Source organism: Pedobacter sp. JY14-1 (assembly GCF_029269825.1).
Lineage (GTDB): Bacteria > Bacteroidota > Bacteroidia > Sphingobacteriales > Sphingobacteriaceae > Pedobacter.
Genome location: NZ_JARJHU010000003.1, coordinates 844,458 through 865,739, shown reverse-complemented (window position 1 = coordinate 865,739; position 21,282 = coordinate 844,458). Strand labels below are relative to the sequence as shown.

The 21,282-nt window shown below is 45.9% G+C and carries 18 protein-coding genes; 10 read left to right on the top strand and 8 right to left on the bottom strand.

Annotated features, from left to right (window positions below; all coding sequences use genetic code 11):
* Positions 1 to 8 precede the first annotated feature (8 nt).
* Positions 9 to 440: a retropepsin-like aspartic protease gene (locus P2W84_RS10015; RefSeq protein ID WP_276089974.1), complete on the top strand. Its 432-nt coding sequence runs from the start codon at positions 9 to 11 to the stop codon at positions 438 to 440.
* Here the strand turns inward: P2W84_RS10015 and P2W84_RS10010 are convergent.
* Both P2W84_RS10010 and P2W84_RS10005 read right to left on the bottom strand, forming a co-directional pair.
* Complete coding sequence (locus P2W84_RS10010; protein ID WP_276089973.1) at positions 432 to 1,616, bottom strand: DUF4932 domain-containing protein; 1,185 nt, start codon at positions 1,614 to 1,616, stop codon at positions 432 to 434. The genes P2W84_RS10015 and P2W84_RS10010 overlap by 9 nt on opposite strands.
* 304 nt (positions 1,617 to 1,920) lie before the next feature.
* Positions 1,921 to 2,526, bottom strand: a complete 606-nt coding sequence (locus tag P2W84_RS10005) for a helix-turn-helix domain-containing protein (protein WP_276089972.1) — start codon at positions 2,524 to 2,526, stop codon at positions 1,921 to 1,923.
* A 148-nt stretch (positions 2,527 to 2,674) separates the two neighbouring features.
* On the opposite strand from P2W84_RS10005, the gene P2W84_RS10000 reads away from it, so the two are divergent.
* Positions 2,675 to 2,959 carry a hypothetical protein gene (locus tag P2W84_RS10000; RefSeq protein WP_276089971.1) on the top strand — a complete coding sequence of 95 codons (285 nt, stop codon included), beginning with the start codon at positions 2,675 to 2,677 and terminating at the stop codon, positions 2,957 to 2,959.
* Positions 2,960 to 3,314: 355 nt separating this feature from the next.
* Here P2W84_RS10000 and P2W84_RS09995 read toward each other — a convergent pair whose 3' ends face one another.
* Entirely contained in the window at positions 3,315 to 6,773 is a 3,459-nt protein-coding gene (locus P2W84_RS09995; protein ID WP_276089970.1) for a family 43 glycosylhydrolase, read from the bottom strand.
* A 386-nt stretch (positions 6,774 to 7,159) separates the two neighbouring features.
* On the opposite strand from P2W84_RS09995, the gene P2W84_RS09990 reads away from it, so the two are divergent.
* The gene (locus P2W84_RS09990) at positions 7,160 to 9,304 is read left to right on the top strand and encodes a CRTAC1 family protein (protein ID WP_276089969.1); all 2,145 of its coding nucleotides are present in this window, start codon (positions 7,160 to 7,162) and stop codon (positions 9,302 to 9,304) included.
* Here P2W84_RS09990 and P2W84_RS09985 read toward each other — a convergent pair.
* The 3 genes from P2W84_RS09985 to gyrB all read right to left on the bottom strand — a co-directional run bounded on the left by P2W84_RS09985 (position 9,301) and on the right by gyrB (position 14,050).
* Entirely contained in the window at positions 9,301 to 11,370 is a 2,070-nt protein-coding gene (locus P2W84_RS09985) for a right-handed parallel beta-helix repeat-containing protein (protein ID WP_276089968.1), read from the bottom strand. The genes P2W84_RS09990 and P2W84_RS09985 overlap by 4 nt on opposite strands.
* Before the next feature lie 122 nt (positions 11,371 to 11,492).
* On the bottom strand, positions 11,493 to 11,864 hold the full coding sequence (locus P2W84_RS09980; protein ID WP_276089967.1) for a hypothetical protein: 372 nt from the start codon (positions 11,862 to 11,864) through the stop codon (positions 11,493 to 11,495).
* Between the two features lie 227 nt (positions 11,865 to 12,091).
* Complete coding sequence (gene gyrB, locus P2W84_RS09975) at positions 12,092 to 14,050, bottom strand: DNA topoisomerase (ATP-hydrolyzing) subunit B (protein ID WP_276089966.1); 1,959 nt, start codon at positions 14,048 to 14,050, stop codon at positions 12,092 to 12,094.
* A gap of 165 nt (positions 14,051 to 14,215) precedes the next feature.
* Between gyrB and P2W84_RS09970 the strand changes: the two genes are divergently transcribed.
* A complete protein-coding gene (locus P2W84_RS09970; RefSeq protein WP_276089965.1) occupies positions 14,216 to 14,800 on the top strand; it encodes an OmpH family outer membrane protein in 585 nt (194 codons plus the stop codon).
* 58 nt (positions 14,801 to 14,858) lie between these two features.
* On the opposite strand, the gene P2W84_RS09965 is transcribed toward P2W84_RS09970, so the two are convergent.
* Positions 14,859 to 15,266 (bottom strand): RNA-binding S4 domain-containing protein, encoded by a 408-nt coding sequence (locus P2W84_RS09965; RefSeq protein WP_276089964.1) that lies wholly within the window; start codon positions 15,264 to 15,266, stop codon positions 14,859 to 14,861.
* A 91-nt stretch (positions 15,267 to 15,357) separates the two neighbouring features.
* On the opposite strand from P2W84_RS09965, the gene P2W84_RS09960 reads away from it, so the two are divergent.
* From P2W84_RS09960 to miaA, 6 genes are read left to right on the top strand one after another with little or no spacing between them, the layout of a single operon-like run.
* Positions 15,358 to 16,176, top strand: a complete 819-nt coding sequence (locus P2W84_RS09960) for a 2,3,4,5-tetrahydropyridine-2,6-dicarboxylate N-succinyltransferase (protein ID WP_276089963.1) — start codon at positions 15,358 to 15,360, stop codon at positions 16,174 to 16,176.
* A gap of 2 nt (positions 16,177 to 16,178) precedes the next feature.
* Positions 16,179 to 17,300 carry a glycosyltransferase family 1 protein gene (locus P2W84_RS09955; RefSeq protein WP_276089962.1) on the top strand — a complete coding sequence of 374 codons (1,122 nt, stop codon included), beginning with the start codon at positions 16,179 to 16,181 and terminating at the stop codon, positions 17,298 to 17,300.
* 5 nt (positions 17,301 to 17,305) lie between these two features.
* Entirely contained in the window at positions 17,306 to 17,872 is a 567-nt protein-coding gene (locus P2W84_RS09950; protein ID WP_276089961.1) for an L-threonylcarbamoyladenylate synthase, read from the top strand.
* A 26-nt stretch (positions 17,873 to 17,898) separates the two neighbouring features.
* Complete coding sequence (locus P2W84_RS09945) at positions 17,899 to 19,305, top strand: HD domain-containing protein (protein ID WP_276089960.1); 1,407 nt, start codon at positions 17,899 to 17,901, stop codon at positions 19,303 to 19,305.
* A gap of 57 nt (positions 19,306 to 19,362) precedes the next feature.
* Entirely contained in the window at positions 19,363 to 20,031 is a 669-nt protein-coding gene (locus P2W84_RS09940) for a hypothetical protein (protein WP_276089959.1), read from the top strand.
* A 9-nt stretch (positions 20,032 to 20,040) separates the two neighbouring features.
* The gene (miaA, locus tag P2W84_RS09935) at positions 20,041 to 20,967 is read left to right on the top strand and encodes a tRNA (adenosine(37)-N6)-dimethylallyltransferase MiaA (protein ID WP_276089958.1); all 927 of its coding nucleotides are present in this window, start codon (positions 20,041 to 20,043) and stop codon (positions 20,965 to 20,967) included.
* On the opposite strand, the gene P2W84_RS09930 is transcribed toward miaA, so the two are convergent.
* Positions 20,951 to 21,265: a DUF3467 domain-containing protein gene (locus tag P2W84_RS09930; RefSeq protein ID WP_276089957.1), complete on the bottom strand. Its 315-nt coding sequence runs from the start codon at positions 21,263 to 21,265 to the stop codon at positions 20,951 to 20,953. The two genes, miaA and P2W84_RS09930, sit on opposite strands and share 17 nt — an antisense overlap.
* Between the last annotated feature and the right edge of the window lie 17 nt (positions 21,266 to 21,282).

Here is a 21,282-nt window from a genome sequence, read left to right as displayed (position 1 = left end):
AGTTGTACATGCGGACAATTACCGTTCCACTTACCCTGATCAGCCTGGAAGATGACGGTTTCCACCTCCTGGCGGATATCGTCATCTTTGGCCTCAGGCTTTATGCAGTAGTCGATACCGGTGCCTCGCGCTCTGTATTTGACAAGTCCTTATTACAAGGGCACCTTCCAGGCCTTGATCATCGTGAAGGCGATCTGGCCACCACACTGTTTACTACCTCTGGCACTATACAGGCGGTACTACCGGAGCTGAGGATCGGCAGACTTTGCATCCGGGACTACGATGCTGTAGCGCTGGATCTGGAAAGCGTCAACAATACCTACAAAGGTTTTGGCCATCCGCCCATCGCCGGCATCATCGGCAGCGACTTATTGTTAAGATATCATGCAGTAATCGACTACAAAAAAACCAGGTTGTTCCTGCACGAGGATTTACCATAGATCTACCTGCTGATCTACTTTCTCAGGGGTCAGCTGATGAAACCAGGCAACGAGTTCCGGCAGGTAGCTTTCAAATGTCGGATACCTGGACCGGTTCTTTTCATATTTGACGATTTCGGCCTCCATCAGGGGAATCAGGACACACTTGTATTCACCGATGTGCACTTTTCTAAGTCTTTCAGCCTCAATTGTATTCCCGATACTGAGCGCAGTGCGGATCTCGCCCAAACGTACAAGATGCTCAATAATACAAATCCGCCAGCTGTTGATATATACTGGTGCCAGTGCCGCCTTGAACTTCGGTGTAAATAATGCTGAATCTCTGTCCAGTTCGTCAAAATACTTTTCGAGGATGGGGTTAACAAAAGAATGGCCGATTTCATGCTTGGTCAGCATATGTGTAACCCCGGGATTGTCAAAACCATAGTGATGGTAGCCAGAAAGGTTTTGCTGTAACGGCAGCATCTTACTGGAACTCATAATCATAGCAGGCACCGGTCCTGATGGCGAGACAATTCCGGGTCCATATCCCCGATAGCTGTCTTCTCCGGCGGTAATCGGCATGGATGGCACCAAATAGATCCGATATGCGGGAAAAGACTGTCCAAACCATTGTTCCAGTCCCCGGAATGAAGGCACATCAATGTCCTTCGCCACCTCACCCAATGCCCCCTTATAAAAAGCGGCACCCGATTTCAGAAAAGCGCCGACCCTAGCACGCACATAAAACTTGCGAAGTTCAGCCGTCAGCGCGACAAGCAGCGAATCGCCTTTCCGGTCGGTCGCCGGAAGCGCAACCTGCGGATATAAGGGGCCGGCAACCGGAAATGGCTTCTGGTTAAGCAGGTAATTCATAATCGGGCCATTGTCATAATAGTGGTCACGCAGTGCCCTGATCGTTTCCGCCATCTTCAATACGTAAGTGCTGTCGGTATATCGCCTGAAATATTGAAATGCAAAACGCACGATGGGCTGGTGGTCATAGTTACTGTCCTTATTGTCGAAAACATAATTGCCAATGTGCTCCACGGCAAGTTTTTCCACAAAGAAATAGGTTTCCAGGTTAACGCTAGTTTCCAGATTGACTTTAGGGCTGAGTTTAACCCGGTACTGGGCCCGCAGCCCGGTTGCCGGGGCAAGCAGGACGGCGAGCACGCATGCTTTCAGTAATTTCATCATTCAAATTTTAAACTGGCACTACCAAATAGTATTCCCCATCATCATTTTGGGGTAGAGATGGAGTAACGGCATATAAAAGAGGCATTTGCAATATTTAAAATTTCTTATATTCAAATGCCATTGTCCATAAACGGCCAGCACTGTACGGAATCGAACAGCACTGGCCCCCACTGGCCCGGAACGATAACCGATAAAATACACCGAGACACTCACCAGCTTCCCATCCCCTTTCTATTGTAAAGATTTAACAATTTCAGCTAAAACTTAGCGCCAGAGATTGCCAGACAAATGATTCATTTTCTTATCTCAAAAACGAAATCGAAGGATAGTATCGTGCCTGTTTACTTTGATTTGCCCTGAATGCATTATACAATATCATCAGTATATTGAGTGCGTATAAAATCAACGGGATCAGGATAAATAACAGCTCAGCCACTCCTAAGTTCATCACACTGACAGACCTAAATGGCAAGTCAATATGAAAGATCTGTAATGTGACAGGCAAAAAGACGCCAAGTCCCAATAAGACACACCAAGTGATCTGAAAGTTCAGGATACGTTTGCCCATATCATTTGCCAACCTGACCTTTTCCTTTTTCATCGTCCACAATGCGAGCGGTAAAAGTATCCCCAGCAATGGGAAGGCGAGAAAGCTGATTGCCGAAAGATTAAGCACCACCAGGAACCGGGTATCCTCAAATTCTGTCCAGTCAAACAAGTCATCTGGGGTAATGCCCAATGTGTTTGCGATCCGCTGGAGCGTATCTCCCCTGGGCTCCGTTTCCCCGCCCTCGATCCGCTGTACCGTACGCAGGCTAAGGCCGGATTTCTGGGCGAGTTCTTCCTGGCTCATCCCTTTGCGTGCACGTAGCTCTTTGATTTTCTTTGCTAAATCGTTGTTCTTCATTGTCTTTATTTTCTGACAAAGATATTTTTCAAATCATTCAGGGATTGCGTCAGCGCTGCGACATGTTTACGTCACTGCTGTCAAAGGTAGGATAATGTAGCAAACATCTGGGGTGCCCGAAGTGTTGATCTGATAAAAAAGTTAATTTATGGGAGAATTGAACAATAAATCTAAGCAGGAGCTGAAAGACAATATTACTGAACATCTGGCACCCGATGCAGATCCGGGGGCGCAGATTGAGACAGTAATACCGAGCACCGAAAGTACCGAAGTCCCGGCTGCTCCGGATCAGACGGAAAAGCAAGGTGACACACCTGCTGAGCCATCAGAAGAGCCGGAGGTAGCCGAAGAGGAACAGGATGAAACGGAGGCGACAGAAGATCAGGAAGAATCCAGCACAGATGAGCACGGCATAGAAACGGTAAGTCCTTGAGCTAGCCGACCAGGTGCTCAGCGATACTGCTTCACATAGAGCTCCTCCATCAATGCGACGACGGGAATCTCTTCCATGTATTGCTCCGGTATCCAGGCTAGTCCTTTGATACCCCTGATCTACGTTTTCGCTTGTAAATGCCATTCTACCGGGAGGTAGCTGTGCACTTCGTAAGCGCAAACGTCACGTCGTGTTCCGGCCAAAGATCCCGAGCTACCTGGAAATTCTGTTCGGACTGGCATTGATCTTCTGGAAGCGCAGAAGAAAGGAAACCGGAGTTTTCCTGGCCCTGTATTTCGGGACGCGATCATAACAATGTATAAAGACTGATGCCACCAAATAACATCCTTTTTATTTAAGGCATGAACCTGATATTTTGAATAGAGACCGACTGACTTTCTGCTGGAAGAACTTTTAATAAGATGTCGTGCTGTCCGAAGATCTCTTTCACCGGTACTTCAAAGCTGCGCCATTTGCCGGAAGTGGCAGGGAGGGATAATGTAGCGAGCAGTTGACCTTCGTGTCCGATATCATCCATCCAGATTTCCACCTTCCCTCCCGTAGCTGATGATGCCAACACCGATACCGCCGAAGGCGATTTTCTGCCCAGTTCGACTCCTGAAATCATCAGCCAGCCCCCTTGGTCTGTACTGGTCATCACTGCTTTACCTTTAGGGTCTTTAGATATTGACAGGCCATATTGATTATTAAAGCCCACTGCAGGCAAAATCGATGTCCCATCCTTGCAGATGAAAAAGTCAAAGGATGCGATTCCCTTTTCAGCAAAAAGACCGACACTGGTGCCAACCCAGGAATTGAAATCCGGTTGCACTTTATCCAGTCCAACTGCGCTTAGCGCCTTGCCAACTGCAGTCCAATTTTTCCCGTCAGCACTATAAAATCCAGTTAACAGGTGCTCCTCACGCACCAGTTTGAGCCATACCACGTCCCCTATCGCTCCACCGGCACTTTGAACAGCGGTATCTACCTGGAAGATAATCTTCCTGCGGTCATTCACGACATGACTATAAAGCTTTACCTGAACTTTTTGATTGCCATTCGTCAGGTAAAGTCCGGCCATTCCTTCCTTGCCGGACTTAACAAGATCAATTTTAGTTACTGCCGTATAAAAATGGTCTGTTTCTTTCTGTACAAGATGTGCAAGACCTGTATCTGGCGTCAGCGTTAACCAGCCCGCTTTGCGTTTCAGGGAGTATGCCGATGCTGCTTTCCGATTGAGGAAATGCCACCATAAACCCAGTGAATCGCTGTCGAAATAATCTGTATTCACACTTCTCCAAGCAATACCTGATTTTGGCAGAGATGGCCTGGTTATGGGTGCGGTTGTCGGCGCCATACCCCATGGACGATCACCCTCCCAGGTTATCGGGTAGAGCGCGGTTTGTCTACCCATACCAGACCAGTCGTCATCGCCATACTTCTCATAGCTTTGACCAATTGTCCACCAGCTGCCATCCGATAATTGAACGGGGGCGGCGATGTGGTTGGGGCTCCGAAAGCCCACCTTCCCATCCATTATTGGCTTGAAAAAGTTGCCCAGACGCTCCCATTTAGTAGAATCCCCGGTCAGCGCTGTCCCCCGGAGTACATATTGGCCCCCCGAGACATCGCCGGCGGGAAAATAGTAGTAGTAGCCGTTGCGCTTACACATTACCGGACCTTCAGCCCAGCTGTACTGCAACTTTGCGTTGATCCAGTCCATATTGATCACATGCCCGGTAAGCTGTCCATCCCTGCCGAGTTCCTGAAGACGATTTACTTTCTGACCATTTTTAATCACCATATATGGCTTACCATCATCATCTACAAAAATTGAATTGTCATAACCTAGGTTACCGGTTTCAGGATTGCTCCGGACCTGCACCGGCCTGGACCAAGGACCTGTCGGAGCGTCGGCTCTGCTGAGCCACTGCCCTCCTGAAGAGAAGTAGATCCAGTAATGGCCGTAAAAATAAGTGATGGCACCCTGCCAGGTACCTGCCGACGGTTTGTCGGTTACGAATGAAGCGACTTCCGGACTTAGTACTCTTGAAATGATCTCCCAATGTACCAGATCTTTAGAGTGATAAATGGGCATGTAGGGATTAAAGTGAAAGCTGGAACCGCAATGGTAAAAATCGTCTCCGACCTTGAGGAGAGTCGGATCCGGGTGATCTCCCGGCAAAACCGGATTGATATAAGTTTGCACACGCTGATATGGTGAGGCTGAATCGGGAAGGTCTTTCCTGCCACCGACACGAAAATAGTCGAAATCGGTGTAGCCGCCTGCGGTGAGCGTAGCGTAGCTGAACAGGCCAAACCTGTAGCCCATGAAATGCGGGATGGTATATTGCATGTGGAATGGCTCTCCAGTTAATGTCCATGAACTTCCGTCCAGGCTGTAATAGAAAACAGCGACGTCTTTTCTGTAACGGAAGTCGCAATCTGCCCGAAGATAAACTATGTTCTGTTTCAGCGGCACCTGCTTAAGGTCTTCAGCACCATCTGCTGTTTTCCGGCAGATAAACTTCTTTCCGTTCATCATTTTCACTCCTATCCATCCATATTTCTTTTGGAGCAGCACCAGGCCGGAAATATCCCCATCTTTCATTCCTGAAACGTCGATTTTTATATGCGCCGAAGACTTTGGACCAAAGGTTCTTTGGGTCAGTGTATTTCTGGCCTGCAATACATTGCTGTCCGTCCTGCTGGTGGTAAGTCTGAGGTATCCGGACCGCTTGCGCAGTGACCAGTGGCTGTTGTCGGGATTGTGATTCCATTGCCAGACTTGAGGAAGGATCGGCTGGCCTGCTTTTCTGTCAAATTCGTCCGTATGAACGATGCCACTTAAGGAACTATCGGCCTCTGGAAGATCAAGCGCATCAGGAACTTTGCCCCCTCTGCCAATAACTGGCCAGCCGTCCGCCCAGCTTACCGGGACCAGGTAAGGAATCCTGCCGATAGCACCGAAATCCCTGAAGAGGTAAGCATACCATGCTCCTCTGCTTGTCTGGACCAATCCGCCTTGAGCAACACCTTTATCCTGTAAACCTATCCGGCCTTCATAAGGACCTTTCAACTGATCGGCACGGTGTATCAGTACGGTGCGCATGCCTCCCTTGGGCCAGCAGATATTGAACAGGAAGTACTTGCCATTGACCTTGAACAGTTGCGAACCTTCTGCCGGTAAACCAACTGCTGTACCCGCGGCCAGGCTAGCGTTTTCGATCAATACCTGCGGCTTCGTGTCTGGCTTCAGGCCGGAGAGATCGCGACTGAGTTCTGCCAGCATGATCTTTCCGCTTCCATAAACCATATAAACCCTGTCATCGTCATCGAAAAATAGCGAGTGGTCGTGCAGTGCCGGTGAAAATGCCTGGCGTTTCCAGGGGCCCTTTTCGATGTTCTTTGTACTGAAAATATAAGTTCTACCTGTAGTCGAAGAAAATGTGGAAACATAAAATACCCCTTTATGATATCTTAAACTGCTTGCCCAGGAGCCCTGTCCGTAGGCATTCTTACCTTGCTCAAGTTTCAGCGCATCAGGATTACCCAATGTATCATAAGCATAGCTAACGATTTCCCAGTTGGTCAGATCTTTGGATTTCATGATCGGAAGACCTGGACTCAGGTGCATGGTTGTGCTACTCATGTAATAAGAATTTCCAACCCTGATCATCGACATGTCCGGTACATCTGCAAAGATGGCAGGGTTCCTGAAATTCTGCGCATAAAGACTTTGAAATGCAGCAGCAATCATTAAAATAACGGGTAGCAGATGAAGTAATATGCTGTTTAAACTTCTTTTTTTCATTAAACGGGCGGCTTGTGTGCCTAACTAAGTTAACAAAACAATTAATAAACGTCAAAAAAACGTTTATTTTATACCTCAGCACTGTGCAGAAGTCAGACATGCCATTGGCAGTTTGTGCTTTCGAGAAGGGGCTATAAAGGAGGCACAAAGGAAAGTTCTTGGGCAAAATGGTTCGGCTTGTTCATGAATGCCCCTCCAGAATACTGCTGTGCCCTTGCTATGCCCAACCTTTTGTCGCTTAAATATTACAAGAGCTTTTCTCTTGAATATCACTATTTTAGAGGCAATTGAACCTTATGAACTGTTTTAAATTCTTTGCAATATCGCTGGCATTCATGCTGCTTACATCCTGCGGTCCTTCTGCTGATGAAAAAGCCCGGGCTGAAATGAAAACAATTAACAAATCAGAACTGGACGAGGCGAATAACCATGACAATATTTACAATCCGAAAGCAAGGATGGTATTTTTAGATTCCGTGCTGAAGACAGCTGACGTATATACGATTCTGCGGATAAATTACCAGCGCGCACAAGAGTTTATGAAAATGGGCCAGGTAGACAAAACCATTGAACTGTTTAAAGCAATTGAAATGGACTCAACGGTGCTCAATACACAGTTTGACCTGCAGAGACTGCAACCTGAAATGGCCATGGCCTATCTTCGGATGGCAGAATTGAACAACTGCCTGACCAATCACAATGCGGAATCTTGCATTTATCCGATACAAGGCGGAGGTGTGCACCGTGATCCGTCGGGATCAACCAAGGCCATAGCGCTATATGAGAAAATTCTGGGCCGCCAACCTGATGATATGGAATCGAAGTGGCTGTTGAATCTGGCCTATATGACCTTGGGCAAGTATCCGCATGGAGTGCCTAAGCGATACCTGCTTACCGACCCGTACCCGGAAAAGGACAAGGTACTTCCCTTTGAAGACCTTGCCGCAGACCTGAAGATCAATGTAAGCAATCAGGCTGGTGGTGTGATTACTGAGGACTTCGATAATGACGGTTATATTGATATCGTCACTTCTGCATGGGGCCTGGAAGAACCCATGCATTATTTCCATAACAATGCTGACGGCACCTTTAGTGACCGCTCAAAAGAATCGGGACTGAGAGAAATCACGAGCGGGCTGAATATCAACCATGCAGACTATAACAATGATGGCTTTAAAGACATACTGGTGCTACGCGGCGGGTGGAAAGGTGAGTTGGGTAACCATCACAATTCCTTGCTGAGAAACAATGGTGATGGCACTTTTACGGAAGTGACCATACAGAGCGGCCTGCTATCCGCACATCCGACACAAACTGCCACCTGGAACGACTTTAACAACGATGGCTGGCTTGATCTCTTCATTGGCAATGAAAGTTTTCCGGATAATCCCGACATGCAGCATCCTTGTGAATTATTCATCAATAATCAGGATGGCACATTTACCAATGTGGCAAAACAGGCAGGTGTAGACCTGATCCATTTCGTAAAAGGGGTGACTTCGGGTGATTATGACAATGATGGATGGAAGGACCTGTTTATAAGCGCGATGGACGGGACACGGCTATTGCTGAAAAATAAGGGTAAAAAGAGCAAAATACCGGTGTTTGAAAACTTATCTGAAAAGGCAGGTTTTACAAAAGACCAGAATAGTAGTTTCGCGACCTGGTTCTTTGACTATGACAATGACGGATGGCTGGACATTGTGGCATGTGATTATTCTTTTAACAAGACACTAGCCTATTATGCTGGCACTGAGGCGTCTGGCTTATCTAAGGAACATAAGGGTCAGGCTGTGCTGTACCACAATAATGGAGACGGTACCTTTAAGAATGTTACGGAAGAATCTGGACTGGCGCGCGGTATATTTGCCATGGGTTCTAACTTTGGCGACATTGATAACGATGGTTACCTGGATATGTTCTTTGGAACTGGAAATCCGAACTTTGAATCACTGGTACCGAACCGTATGTTTAGGAATAACGGCAACAAAGGTTTCAACGAAGTTACTACTTCTGCGCGGGTTGGGAGCCTGCAGAAAGGCCACAGCGTTGGCTTTGCAGATTTCGATAACGACGGTGACCAGGATATTTACATGGACTTAGGTGGCGCTTATGAGGGTGACGCGTTCCCCAGTGCGTTCTATTTGAACCCGGGTCAGAATAAAAACAACTGGATCAATATTACGCTTGAGGGCGTAAAGTCTAATAAGGCAGCCATTGGGAGCAGTGTTAAGCTGACAGTTCGGGAAAAGGGTAAAGTGCGGTATATTTTCCGCGATGTAAATTCAGGAGGCAGCTTTGGATCGGCCCCTTTCAGAAGAGAAATTGGTATTGGTGCTGCAGAACTGATCGATGAGGTGGAGATCAAATGGCATGGAAGTGGTTTGGTTCAGAAGTTCAAAAATGTGAAACCTAACCAATTCCTGACGATAACGGAGGGTAACAACAGCCCTAAAGCAATTAAGCTGAAAACACTGAATTTTAAGAAACTGGCTCCTGCAGCACACCATCACCACCAGATGGCTGGCTAAGGCTTTTCAAAAGACTGAAGTTTCTGGACTGTTTCATCGAATCTACGTGCGATAATGGGGTCAAACTGAGCCAATTCCTTCCACTGGCTACTGCCGTATACTCCTGCCTTACTATAGTCGAAAGGCTTAAAGCCCGTCTTTCCGATCACTTTATTGCTTTTGAAGCTGAAGTCAAAGTTGCCGGGGTCTGTAAACAAAGGGTCGGCGACCAGTGAACTGGGCTCTGTTGTCTTCATATCCGGGTTACGGGTATCCCAATAAATATTGCTGTCAAGCCTGGCAGTCACCTTTCCCCAATTGTTTTCTCCCAGTTTACCACTGTTGAAATAGACAATGTTACGGGTAAAGTTAAAAGAACGATGTGGCTCTATACGTGTAGCCTGCAACTGGGCATTGGTGTTAAGGGCAAAAATATTATTGCGTATCGTGTTGTCTTTACCGTAGTGCTGATGGAAGCCAGAACTTTTACAGTTGTAGACTAAGTTGTTCTCTTCCAGAATGCCCGTTGAGCCTTCATCGGTATACAGGCCCCAGCCTCCATAACCATACGAATAAATATCATGGATCACATTGTTGCTGACAATGGTCCCCTCAGATGGGCCAAGCGTATAGATGCCCCCCATGTCACTAAGTTGTCCCCAGCCCAGGTGATGGATATGATTGTAGACTATTTTGTTCCGCTTGGCCGGGCTTTCTCCATAACCCCATACCCAACCCAAAGAGATACCAGAATACCTGAAATCTGCTATCTCATTATGAGATATAGTATTGTCTCCCGAATGGAAGACCATTATCCCTACACCTGTAGGGATAACGTACCCCCCGGACCAGATAATATTGTTGTCAACAGTAATGCTGTCCGTCTTGGAACTGGCCGCTGCAGGCATGTTGATTTCTCCGATCTTCACCCCGCCGATACCCAGATCGTACAGGTAGGAAGTAGTCAGTGCAATATTGCTGCAGCCGGCTCTGAACCAGATGGCATTGGTTGATACATGGCTGACCTCACATCGATCGAAAATGACATTACGCGCATGATCTACCATGATTGCAGCCTCTGTAGGCGCAGCGGCCTGCGCAGGTTCTTCACCTTCTTCAGGCATAACGTAACGACTATAACGGAAAGAAAGCCCCCTGAACTGGATATTTGTTACCTTTTGTTCGCCAGTACCAGAAATAATCAACAGTTTTTCAGTAACAGGCACGATAGCTGTACATTGTTCAGGTTCCTCTCCCGGCCGGGGAATATAGTACAGGCTTGAAGCATCCTTATCGAAGTAATATTCTCCGGGTACATCCAGAAAGTCCCGTTCACCTTCAAAATAGAACTGGGCACTGTTATCGAGTTTATTCCAGGGCTGCATTGGACTCCCGGCAATGTAGATGGCTGTGTCAGAAAACGAAATACGCTTAACCGGCTTGCGTGTACGGTCCCAGGCATGATTAATCGAAATGATGAGCTTTTCCAGCGGTTTATTGACCGGGAGTACTGCAAGTTGTTCTTTACTGAGCATGAGCTTTTGCTCTGCCTTTTTCTTTGCAGCATCTGTAAACCGCTCGGATACGTTGGTCAGGCTAAAATCCTGGCCCTCATTGGGTGTTCTCGCCTTTACTGCCCGTCTGCCATTAATAAATAGTTGCTGAATATCACCATTATAACCCGTAACATCCGTCAGGTCAATTTTCCAGAGCGTATCTGATACTTTTTTGAAGATCGGCAACTGTATACCCCCGCTAAAGATTGGCCTCGCATTACCCTTGTTCCGGATAATCAATGGTGCATTTTCCGTTCCGGAATCTTCTGCACCGAATTGAATAGGTTCAGTGAGCCGGTAGATACCAGGACTGACAACGATTTCAGCGGCTTCTTTGAGCTTTTTATCTTTACGCAACTGCCGGAGATAATTCCTTGCAGCGGTAAGTGTGGCGAATGGTGCCTTCGCTGTGCCCGGGTTGTTGTCCTTACCGTCGGGGGCAACATAAATGGTCAATGCACTGGCGCTGGGAAGAGCTGCCTGCAGGCAGAATAAGAACAGTGAAACAGCGATCAGTCTGGCTTTGTTCATCTTACATAGGGGTTTGAACTCCTATAAATTTAAGCATAAGCCTGCACTGTCCGCATAATGTTCCGGAAATAAATTAAGATAAAAACGATAATAACCAAATTATTGCACCAGCCCCGTATAGTTTATGCCGAGGTACGGCCGTTTTTGGCCGGATATTTATTGCCTGTAAACTTGTTGCCTGTAAATTTACTGCCTCCAAACTTACCGGCTTCAGGTCCCTTGTTACCCGACCCCTTTTTTACAAAAGTCTTGGCCCTTTCCTCCGCGATCTTTACATTGAGGCGTTTACCACCAAGTTCCAGCCCGTCGAGTGCTTCTATTGCCCGGTCGGCAGCAAATTTGTCCTGCACTTCTACAAAGCCATAAAGGTTTTTTCCGGATTGCTTATCTACGATCAATTTAATGCTGCTTACTAAGGCGTGCAAGCTAAACATTTCGATGAGCCTGATCTCGCTCACATTGTCGCTGATATTCGCGACAAACAATTTCACCATATCCTGTATATTTTAAAAGTCTCCCTTTTCATCAAAGTTATTATTATTCTTTCTATTTACCAATGAGCGGAAGCTAAAACAGAAAGTTGCCCCGCTACCGGGTTTGCTTCATAGGGCATTTAAGCTATGTGTATGCCCGAAAGTACAACAAAAAACGGCGACCTTTTTTGGGTCGCCGCTTATCCTTTTATATTTTTATTATCGGATTGCTATTCAGAGACAGGCCTTTAGGCGTCGATTTTTGCATATTTAGCATTCCTTTCAATGAAGTCACGGCGCGGTGCCACATCGTCACCCATGAGCATGGAAAAGGTATGGTCACATTCGGCGGCATTTTCTATGGTTGCCTGCATGAGTGTTCGTCTCGAAGGATCAAGGGTGGTATCCCAAAGCTGTTCTGCATTCATTTCTCCAAGGCCTTTGTAGCGCTGTATGTGTACGCTGTCTTCCTTGCCTGCCCCCTTAAGTCGCTGCACGGCAGCATCGCGCTGCTGGTCATTCCAGCAATATTCAAATTCCTTACCCTTCTTCACCATATAAAGCGGCGGAGCAGCGATATAAACATAACCTGCCTCGATAAGCGCCTTCATATACCTGAAGAAAAAGGTAAGAATAAGCGTTGTGATGTGCGATCCGTCAATATCCGCATCTGTCATGATAATGATCTTATGGTAGCGCAGTTTAGTGAGGTTAAGTGCCTTATCATCTTCCGGGGTACCGATACTGACACCCAATGCCGTAAACATATTCTTGATCTCATCATTCTCATAGATCTTATGCTCCATAGCCTTTTCCACATTGAGTATCTTACCCTTCAATGGGAGAATAGCCTGGTAGTTACGATCACGGCCCTGCTTGGCAGTCCCGCCTGCAGAGTCACCTTCGACAAGAAAGATCTCGCATTTCTCCGGATCATTGTCGGAACAGTCAGCCAGTTTTCCCGGAAGGCCGGAACCTCCCATGACACTTTTGCGTTGCACCATCTCCCTGGCTTTACGGGCTGCGGCCCGTGCGGTAGCGGCGAGTATAACCTTATTGACAATAGACTTGGCTTCCCGTGGATTTTCTTCAAGGTAATTGCCTAAAGCCTCACCTACGGCAATATCCACTGCACCGGTCACCTCGGAATTCCCAAGTTTGGTTTTGGTCTGGCCCTCAAACTGCGGCTCAGCTACCTTAACAGAAACGACAGCAGTAAGTCCTTCACGAAAATCGTCACCGGTAATTTCAAATTTTACGTTCTTGAGCAGCCCTGATTTATCAGCGTAGTTTTTCAGCGTACGGGTCAGGCCTCTGCGGAAACCGGCAATATGGGTACCTCCTTCATGAGTATTGATATTATTGACGTAGGAGTGTACATTTTCGGTGTAGCTATCGTTATACTGCATCGCCAGTTCTACGGGAATGCCATTTTTGATACCTTCGACATAAATCGGAGATTCGATCAGTGACGGACGGTTACCGTCAAGGAACTGTACAAATTCCTTAAGGCCGCCTTCGGAATAGAAAAGTTCGGACAGGAAATTACCTTGCTCATCTTTTTCCCGCTCGTCGGTAAGTGTAAGTTTTATGCCCTTGTTAAGGAACGCAAGTTCGCGAAGCCTGGAAGCCAGGGTATCATAACGATACTCGATGGTCTGGGTAAAGATCTCGGGGTCAGGCTGGAAGGTCTGAATGGTACCTGTTTTGTCTGAAGTACCGATCTCCTTGACGTCGAACAGCGGTTTCCCACGTTCGTATTCCTGGGTAAATATCTTGCCTTCACGGTGTACAACGGTTTTCACGTGGGTGGAAAGTGCGTTAACGCAACTGACACCCACACCATGCAAACCGCCGGAAACCTTATAAGTGTCTTTATCAAATTTACCACCGGCGTGGAGTACAGTCATTACGATTTCAAGGGCCGATTTACCTTCTTTCGTATTGATTCCTGTAGGGATGCCCCTCCCGTTATCCTCAACAGTAATGGAATTGCCTTCATGTATGGTTACAAAGATATCGGTACAGTATCCGGCAAGGGCCTCATCAATGGAATTGTCCACTACCTCATAAACAAGATGGTGCAAACCTTTGACACCAGTATCCCCTATATACATCGAAGGGCGCTTTCGCACCGCTTCCAATCCCTCCAGAACCTGTATGTTATCTGCCGAATAATTTGATTTTGAATCCTGTTCTTCGCTCATAATTTTAGTTGAAACAATAAGATATCAAAAATAACCAATTGCGCTTAATTTAAGGCAAATGTGGATAACTACATTGTAAATTTTATATTTGTGGCAAAGCATGCCAAACCGGTCTTGCTTTTACTTAATGAACAGAAAACAAATACAGAACAAGAGCAATAGCTAATGAAAAAAACAACAAAACTAGGTAGCCTGGCCGCGGCGGTAGCAGTGGTTTCCCTGATGGCTTCCTGCCAGGACAAAGAGAAAACGGCAGGTGCTGTGAAACCTGCGGCTACTGAAGTGAGCAGCAGCGAAAAGATTGTATATGTGAACTCGGATTCGCTACTGAGCAAGTACCAGTATTTCAAGGACCTGAAAGTTCGTATGGATGGAAAAGCAAAAAAGGCCGAACAGGATGTACAATCTAAAGGGCAGGCTTTTCAGCGTGAGGTAGCTCAATACCAGGCTCAGCAGAGCACATTACCTGCCGATCAGCGTGCTGCTACGGAGGAGCGCCTGGGCCGCAAACAACAGGAGTTCCAGGCTTATCAGCAAAACGCTGCCGCGGCATTGCAAAATGAACAAAATTCGGAAAATGTAAAGCTGTATGACAAGATTGCAGATTACCTGAAAGGTTATGCAAAGAAAAAAGGGTATAAAATGGTGCTGACCTATGCAAAAGGTAACAGTGCAATCCTATTTGCAGACGAGAGCCTGGATGTAACGAACGAGGTGATCAATGGGCTGAATGAGGATTACAAAAAGTAAGGCGTTTAAACCAGATTAAAGTATTTCAGGCCGGTTCTTTCCAGAACCGGCTTTTCTTTTAATCTTCATCATCTTCACCGAATATACCTCTGATGAGTTCATCAGTTTCCCGGCGGTCTTTTTTAGTTGGCCGGCCGGTTCCACGGTCGCGTTTTAAAGCAGGTGCATGAAATACGGATTTGAATGCATGTGTTTCTTCTACAGGAGTGATGTCCCGGTACTTGGTGACCGCGATCTTTGCCTCTGCACGGTTGTAAAGCAATTCCACAACTTCGATCACCTTCCGCTCGATCCCTTTAGACACCTGATAAATGTCACCAGGCTTTACAATTGCCGACGGTTTAACGTTCTGCCCGTTTAGCTTAACTCTTCCAGCCTTACACGCTTCAGTCGCCATACTTCTTGTTTTAAAAAGTCTGATAGCCCAAAGATATTTATCAATCCTTAATTTCTCCTGTTCGCTCATAACTCAAATTTAGTGCAAAAAGAAGATTATATGTCAACAAACGCCTCCCAATCCCATAAAATTGATTTATTTTGTCAAAAAATAACATCAAATGATAGCAGATTTAAAAAAACTGGTTGAAGCGGCCTGGGAAGACAGGACTTTACTGGAATATGCAGAGTACTGCGAGGCGATTGAAACCATCATCCTGCAACTGGACAAAGGTGAACTTCGGGTAGCGGAGCCGGTGTTGAACAGTTGGGGTGTCAATGAATGGATCAAAAAAGCAGTAATCCTTTACTTCCCGATCAGGGAAATGAAGGTTTCTGAAGCTGGCCCCTTCACGTACCACGATAAAATGAAGCTTAAAACCAATTACAAAGAGTTGGGAGTAAGAGTTGTACCGGGTGCAAGCGCCCGTTATGGCGCATACCTGTCAAAGGGTGTGATCCTGATGCCTTCGTATGTAAATATCGGGGCGTATGTGGATGAAGGTACAATGGTAGATACCTGGGCTACTGTGGGTTCATGCGCACAAATTGGCAAGCATGTACACCTGAGCGGTGGTGTAGGTATTGGAGGTGTTCTGGAACCGGTCCAGGCTGCCCCTGTCATTATTGAAGACAACTGCTTTCTGGGTTCAAGGGCTATCGTGGTAGAAGGCGTACGTGTTGAGAAGGAAGCTGTTCTGGGTGCAAATGTGGTGCTCACGGCTTCCACCAAGATTATTGATGTAACCGGGCCGGAACCAGTAGAATATAAGGGTATTGTCCCTGCCCGCTCGGTGGTAATTCCGGGAAGTTATGCGAAAAAATTTCCGGCTGGCGAATATCAGGTGCCATGCGCATTGATTATCGGAAAGCGTAAGGAGTCTACTGATAAGAAGACTTCGCTGAACGATGCACTGAGGGAAAACAACGTTGCAGTATAAGTATGAATATTGGTTTTGACGGAAAACGGGCGGCCAACAATCTGACAGGATTGGGGAATTACAGCCGTTCACTGGTTACTCAGCTGGCCCGCAGTTTCCCTCAAAACCAATATTTCGTTTATACACCTAAAGTGCGTGTTGCAGCTCAGATCGAAGCGTTCATCAGAACTTCCGGAATAACGCTCCGCCTGGGCTCAGGAATATTATGGCGCAGTTTAGGGATTAAAAAACAATTACTCAGGGATCGGATAGACCTGTATCACGGATTAAGCCACGAGATTCCTTTCGGTCTTTCAGAAGCAGGCATTCCTGCTGTAGTCACCGTACATGACCTGATCTTTTTACGGTTTCCGCAATACTTTGGCCGTATCAGTCGTTGGATATACGAGCTGAAATGCAGGTATGCCTGTAAGCATGCAGACAAGATCATAGCGATTAGCGAATGTACCAAAAGAGATATTATTTCCTTTTTCGGCATTGAACCCGGTAAGATCGATGTGATTTATCAAAGCTGCGAAGATGGCTTTAAGACGATGGCCAACGTTGCTATACGAGCGTCGGTTAGGGCCAGGTTGGGACTTCCTGAACAGTATCTGCTTTATGTAGGCACGATTGAGACGAGAAAGAACCTCTTAACGCTGATCAGGGCATTGCCACGGATCGACACTGCTTATCCACTGATCGTTATCGGAAGGGAAACCCCGTATGCGGAACTGGTGAAACGGGAAATAGCAAAAATCGGATTGAAAGACAGAATACGCTTCCTGCGTAATGTATCCTTTGAGGACTTGCCTGTAATTTATCAAATGGCTGCCGTTTTTATTTATCCTTCCGTTTTTGAGGGCTTTGGCATACCCGTGATCGAGGCTTTGTATTCTGGTGTTCCGGTAGTTGCTGCCACAGGCTCCTGCCTGGAGGAGGCGGGAGGGCCTTCAAGCCTTTATGTGGATCCGGATGACCACGATGGCTTTGCCAAGGCAGTTAACAGTATTTTATCTGCTCCTGAAAAAGCTGCGGAAATGCGGGAAAAGGGGTTGCATTATGTACAGCGTTTTAACGACAATGCATTAAGCTCACAAATGATGACGGTCTATACTACCGTGGTTTCGACCAGAAAAAATTAAATGACATGCTGAAAACTGAGATTGAAAAGGCACTGGAGGTATTAAAAAACGGAGGCGTGATTCTTTACCCGACAGATACCATCTGGGGTTTGGGCTGTGACGCGACGAATGAAGCAGCAGCAGCTAAGATCAATGAAATTAAGGGCCGCAGTGAAGACAAGAGTTTCATTGTGCTGCTGGATTCAGAGGCACGTCTGCCTTCTTATGTTTCTGAAATACCAGATGTAGCTTATGACCTTATAGAATATGCAGAAAAGCCGTTGACATTAATCTTTCCAGGTGCAAAGAATCTGGCATCCAATGTAATCAATACAGACGGCAGTGTAGGAATACGTGTGGTAAGACACGATTTTTGCAGCCAGCTGGTGCAACGTCTCCGCAAACCCATTACTTCTACTTCCGCCAATAAATCGGGCGCGCCATCACCGGCCTTTTTTGGAGAAATCAGCCGGGAAATTATAGATGCGGTAGACTATGTGGTAGACTGGGAGCAGGAACTTACCGTAAGGAAACAACCTTCGACCATTATGAAGTTGGCTCCCGGAGGGCAATTTTCCTTTATTAGAAAGTAAGATTTGCTACTTTTGCAGTTCAGCAAATGGAAAAACATCTACAACACTCTGTTTTTAAGATTCTTGCCGATATCGCACATGCGAATAACATTGAAATTTATGTGATCGGAGGCTACGTACGTGATATATTCCTCAAAAGGCCATCAAAAGATATTGATGTTGTAGTATTGGGTAACGGCATTGCTTTTGCAGAACTCGTTGGCGAACAGTTACGAACCAAAGTATCGGTATTTAAGAACTTTGGCACTGCTATGCTCAGGTATCAGGACCTGGAAATTGAATTTGTAGGTGCCCGTAAGGAATCCTACCGGGCAAATTCACGCAAACCCATTGTAGAAGATGGTACCATACGGGACGACCAGTTACGTCGTGATTTTACCATAAATGCATTAGCTATTTCTTTGAATGCAGAGAATTATGGGGCAATGGTTGATCCCTTTAACGGACTAGAAGACCTGAAACACCAACTGATCCGTACACCGTTGAATCCGTCAGTCACCTTTTCGGACGATCCGCTTCGCATGATGCGTGCAATACGCTTTGCTGCACAGCTTGATTTCAGCATTGATACCAATGCCATGAAAGCAATCGATACACAGAAGGAAAGGATTGGAATTGTGTCTAAGGAGAGGATTACCGATGAGCTGAATAAGATTATCCTCTCTCCTAAACCTTCAATTGGCTTCAGATATTTGTTTGATACCGGATTGTTAAAATTGATCTTTCCTCAAATGGCCGCACTACACGGAGTGGACATCGTCCACGGCAAGGGCCATAAAGATAACTTCTATCACACGCTACAGGTACTTGACAACATATGTAAAGTTACAGACGACCTATGGCTTCGCTGGGCAGCGATTTTACACGATATTGCAAAACCTGCCACCAAACGTTTCGAAGAAGGACATGGATGGACTTTTCATGGACATGAGGATAAGGGAGCCCGCATGGTGCCCGGTATTTTTGCGCAGTTGAAACTCCCATTGAATGAAAAGATGAAATTTGTGCAAAAGCTGGTACAACTTCACCTTCGGCCGATTGTGCTTGCCCAGGAGGTGGTTACAGATTCGGCAGTAAGACGGCTGCTATTTGACGCCGGTGAGGACATTGAAAGCCTGATGCTTCTTTGCAACGCCGATGTGACTACAAAGAATGAATATAAAATCCGAAAATACCGGAACAATTTTGAATTGGTTAAGCAGAAGCTTAAGGATGTTGAGGAACGGGACAAAATCCGTAACTGGCAGCCGCCGGTAACAGGTGATGACATCATGAAGGCATTTGGCCTGCCTGCAGGGAAAGAGGTTGGCATTATAAAAAACGCCATCAGGGAGGCAATTCTGGAAGGTGAAATTGCAAACAATTATGAGGAAGCACAAGCATTTATGCTTAACAAAGGTAAAGAGCTGGGCCTCGTCCCTGCGGGCCTCTGACCAGATTACAAAAATCACGTTTAATTTTTTATTTTTACAGCCAGAAAAAAAGCTCAGATGGCCATTTACAGATTTAAGATAAGTTTCGAAGATTTTGACGAAGTTGTCAGGGAAATTGATATCAAATCAAACCAGACTTTTGAGGACCTGCATAAGGCAATACACCGCTCTACAGGATATTCTGCCGAAAAATCTTCTTCTTTCTACGTAAGTACAGATAATTGGATCAAAGGCGACGAGATTGCATATTTGCCCACTCAGCGAAAAGCAGATCGTGGCGTAGCTATGATGGAAAAATCCAAATTAAGTAGCTTTATTGAAGATCCCCATCAGAAATTTTATTATACCTACAATTTCGACCGTCCCTTTGATTTCCATGTGGAACTGATCAGGATTATACTCGAAACTGACCCCAATATTGAATACCCATTTCTAGTCAAGAGCGTTGGGGAGGCCCCAAAAATCATTGAAAAGAATAACTTAGGCTCATTCGCAGTAGCTTCGACACAAAGTTCATCTTCCGACTTTGATTTCCTGAATGAAATGGACTTCGTTCCGGAAGATACCGAAGAGCTTGAAGCGATGGGAGGTAGAGGGATCAATACAGATGTAATAGAAGACGATCATCATGACGAGCAAGAAGATGACGGTCCTGATGAGTTTTCTGATAATGAAAATTACGAAGAAGAAGACGGCGGCGGTTATAATAAGGAAGACGACTACTAATTCCTGGTCATGGTGCCCGGAAAAACCCTTATTGTTGTTGCAGGCCCTACTGCAATAGGCAAAACAGCCCTTGCTATACAACTTGCCAAATTCTTCTCAACAGAGATTATTTCTGCAGACTCCAGGCAATTTTTCAGGGAAATGGAAATCGGGACGGCAAAACCATCGAAGGAAGAGTTGGCGGAAGTAAAGCATTATTTCATAAACTCACATAGCATTTCAACACTTTTCAGCACTGGTGATTTCGAGGTTGAAGCCCTGACTTTAATCCAGGAGCTTTTTACAAAAAAGGATTTGCTGATCATGGTGGGAGGTTCGGGCTTATATCTGGATGCAGTATGCAAAGGTCTGGATGAATTACCCCAAACAGACTTAACGATAAGAAAACAATTGAATGAGCAGTTTGAACGGGAAGGAATAACGCATATCAGGGAGCAGCTTCGTATCCGTGATCCCGAATATTTTAATAAAACAGACCAGTCGAACCCGCAACGAATGATCAGAGGACTTGAATTTTTTTTATCTACGGGGAGCAGACTATCATCATTTCATACTAAACAGGTTAAAGAGAGGCCTTTTAATATTGTTAAAATTGCACTGAATACTGATCGGAATAAGTTATACGAACGTATCAATACACGCGTAGATTTGATGATGCAGGCCGGTCTGCTTGAAGAAGTCCGTTCATTACAACCTTACCAGCACCTGAATGCATTGAAAACCGTCGGATATTCCGAACTATTTGATTATCTTGAAGATAAAACAACTTTAGCATCAGCTGTTGATAAGATCAAACAAAATACCAGAAGGTTTGCAAAACGACAACTCACCTGGTTTAGAAGGGACGATGCCACGAAATGGTTTGAACCTGAACAACTACCGGAGATTATAGAATATATCCGGCAATCGGTTAAGTCTTTTAAGCCTGGGCTGTAGGACCACCAAAATTTATCGGAAAAGCCGGAGAATCCTCCTGGCTCTTGATCCTCCCATTTAGCGCCTCGAATTTTTCTATATTATCATTTAAGGCGCCTAGTAATCGTTTTGCATGCTCAGGGGTAAGTATAATTCTTGACTTGACACGAGCTTTGGGTATTCCTGGCATTACCCGTATAAAATCAAGTACAAATTCAGTATTGGAATGCGTTATGATTGCAAGATTAGAAAAAATACCCTCCGCAATCTCTTCAGAAAGCTCAATATTCAGCTGGTTGTCGTTGTTTTGTTCTTCCATGATACAAAACTAACGCT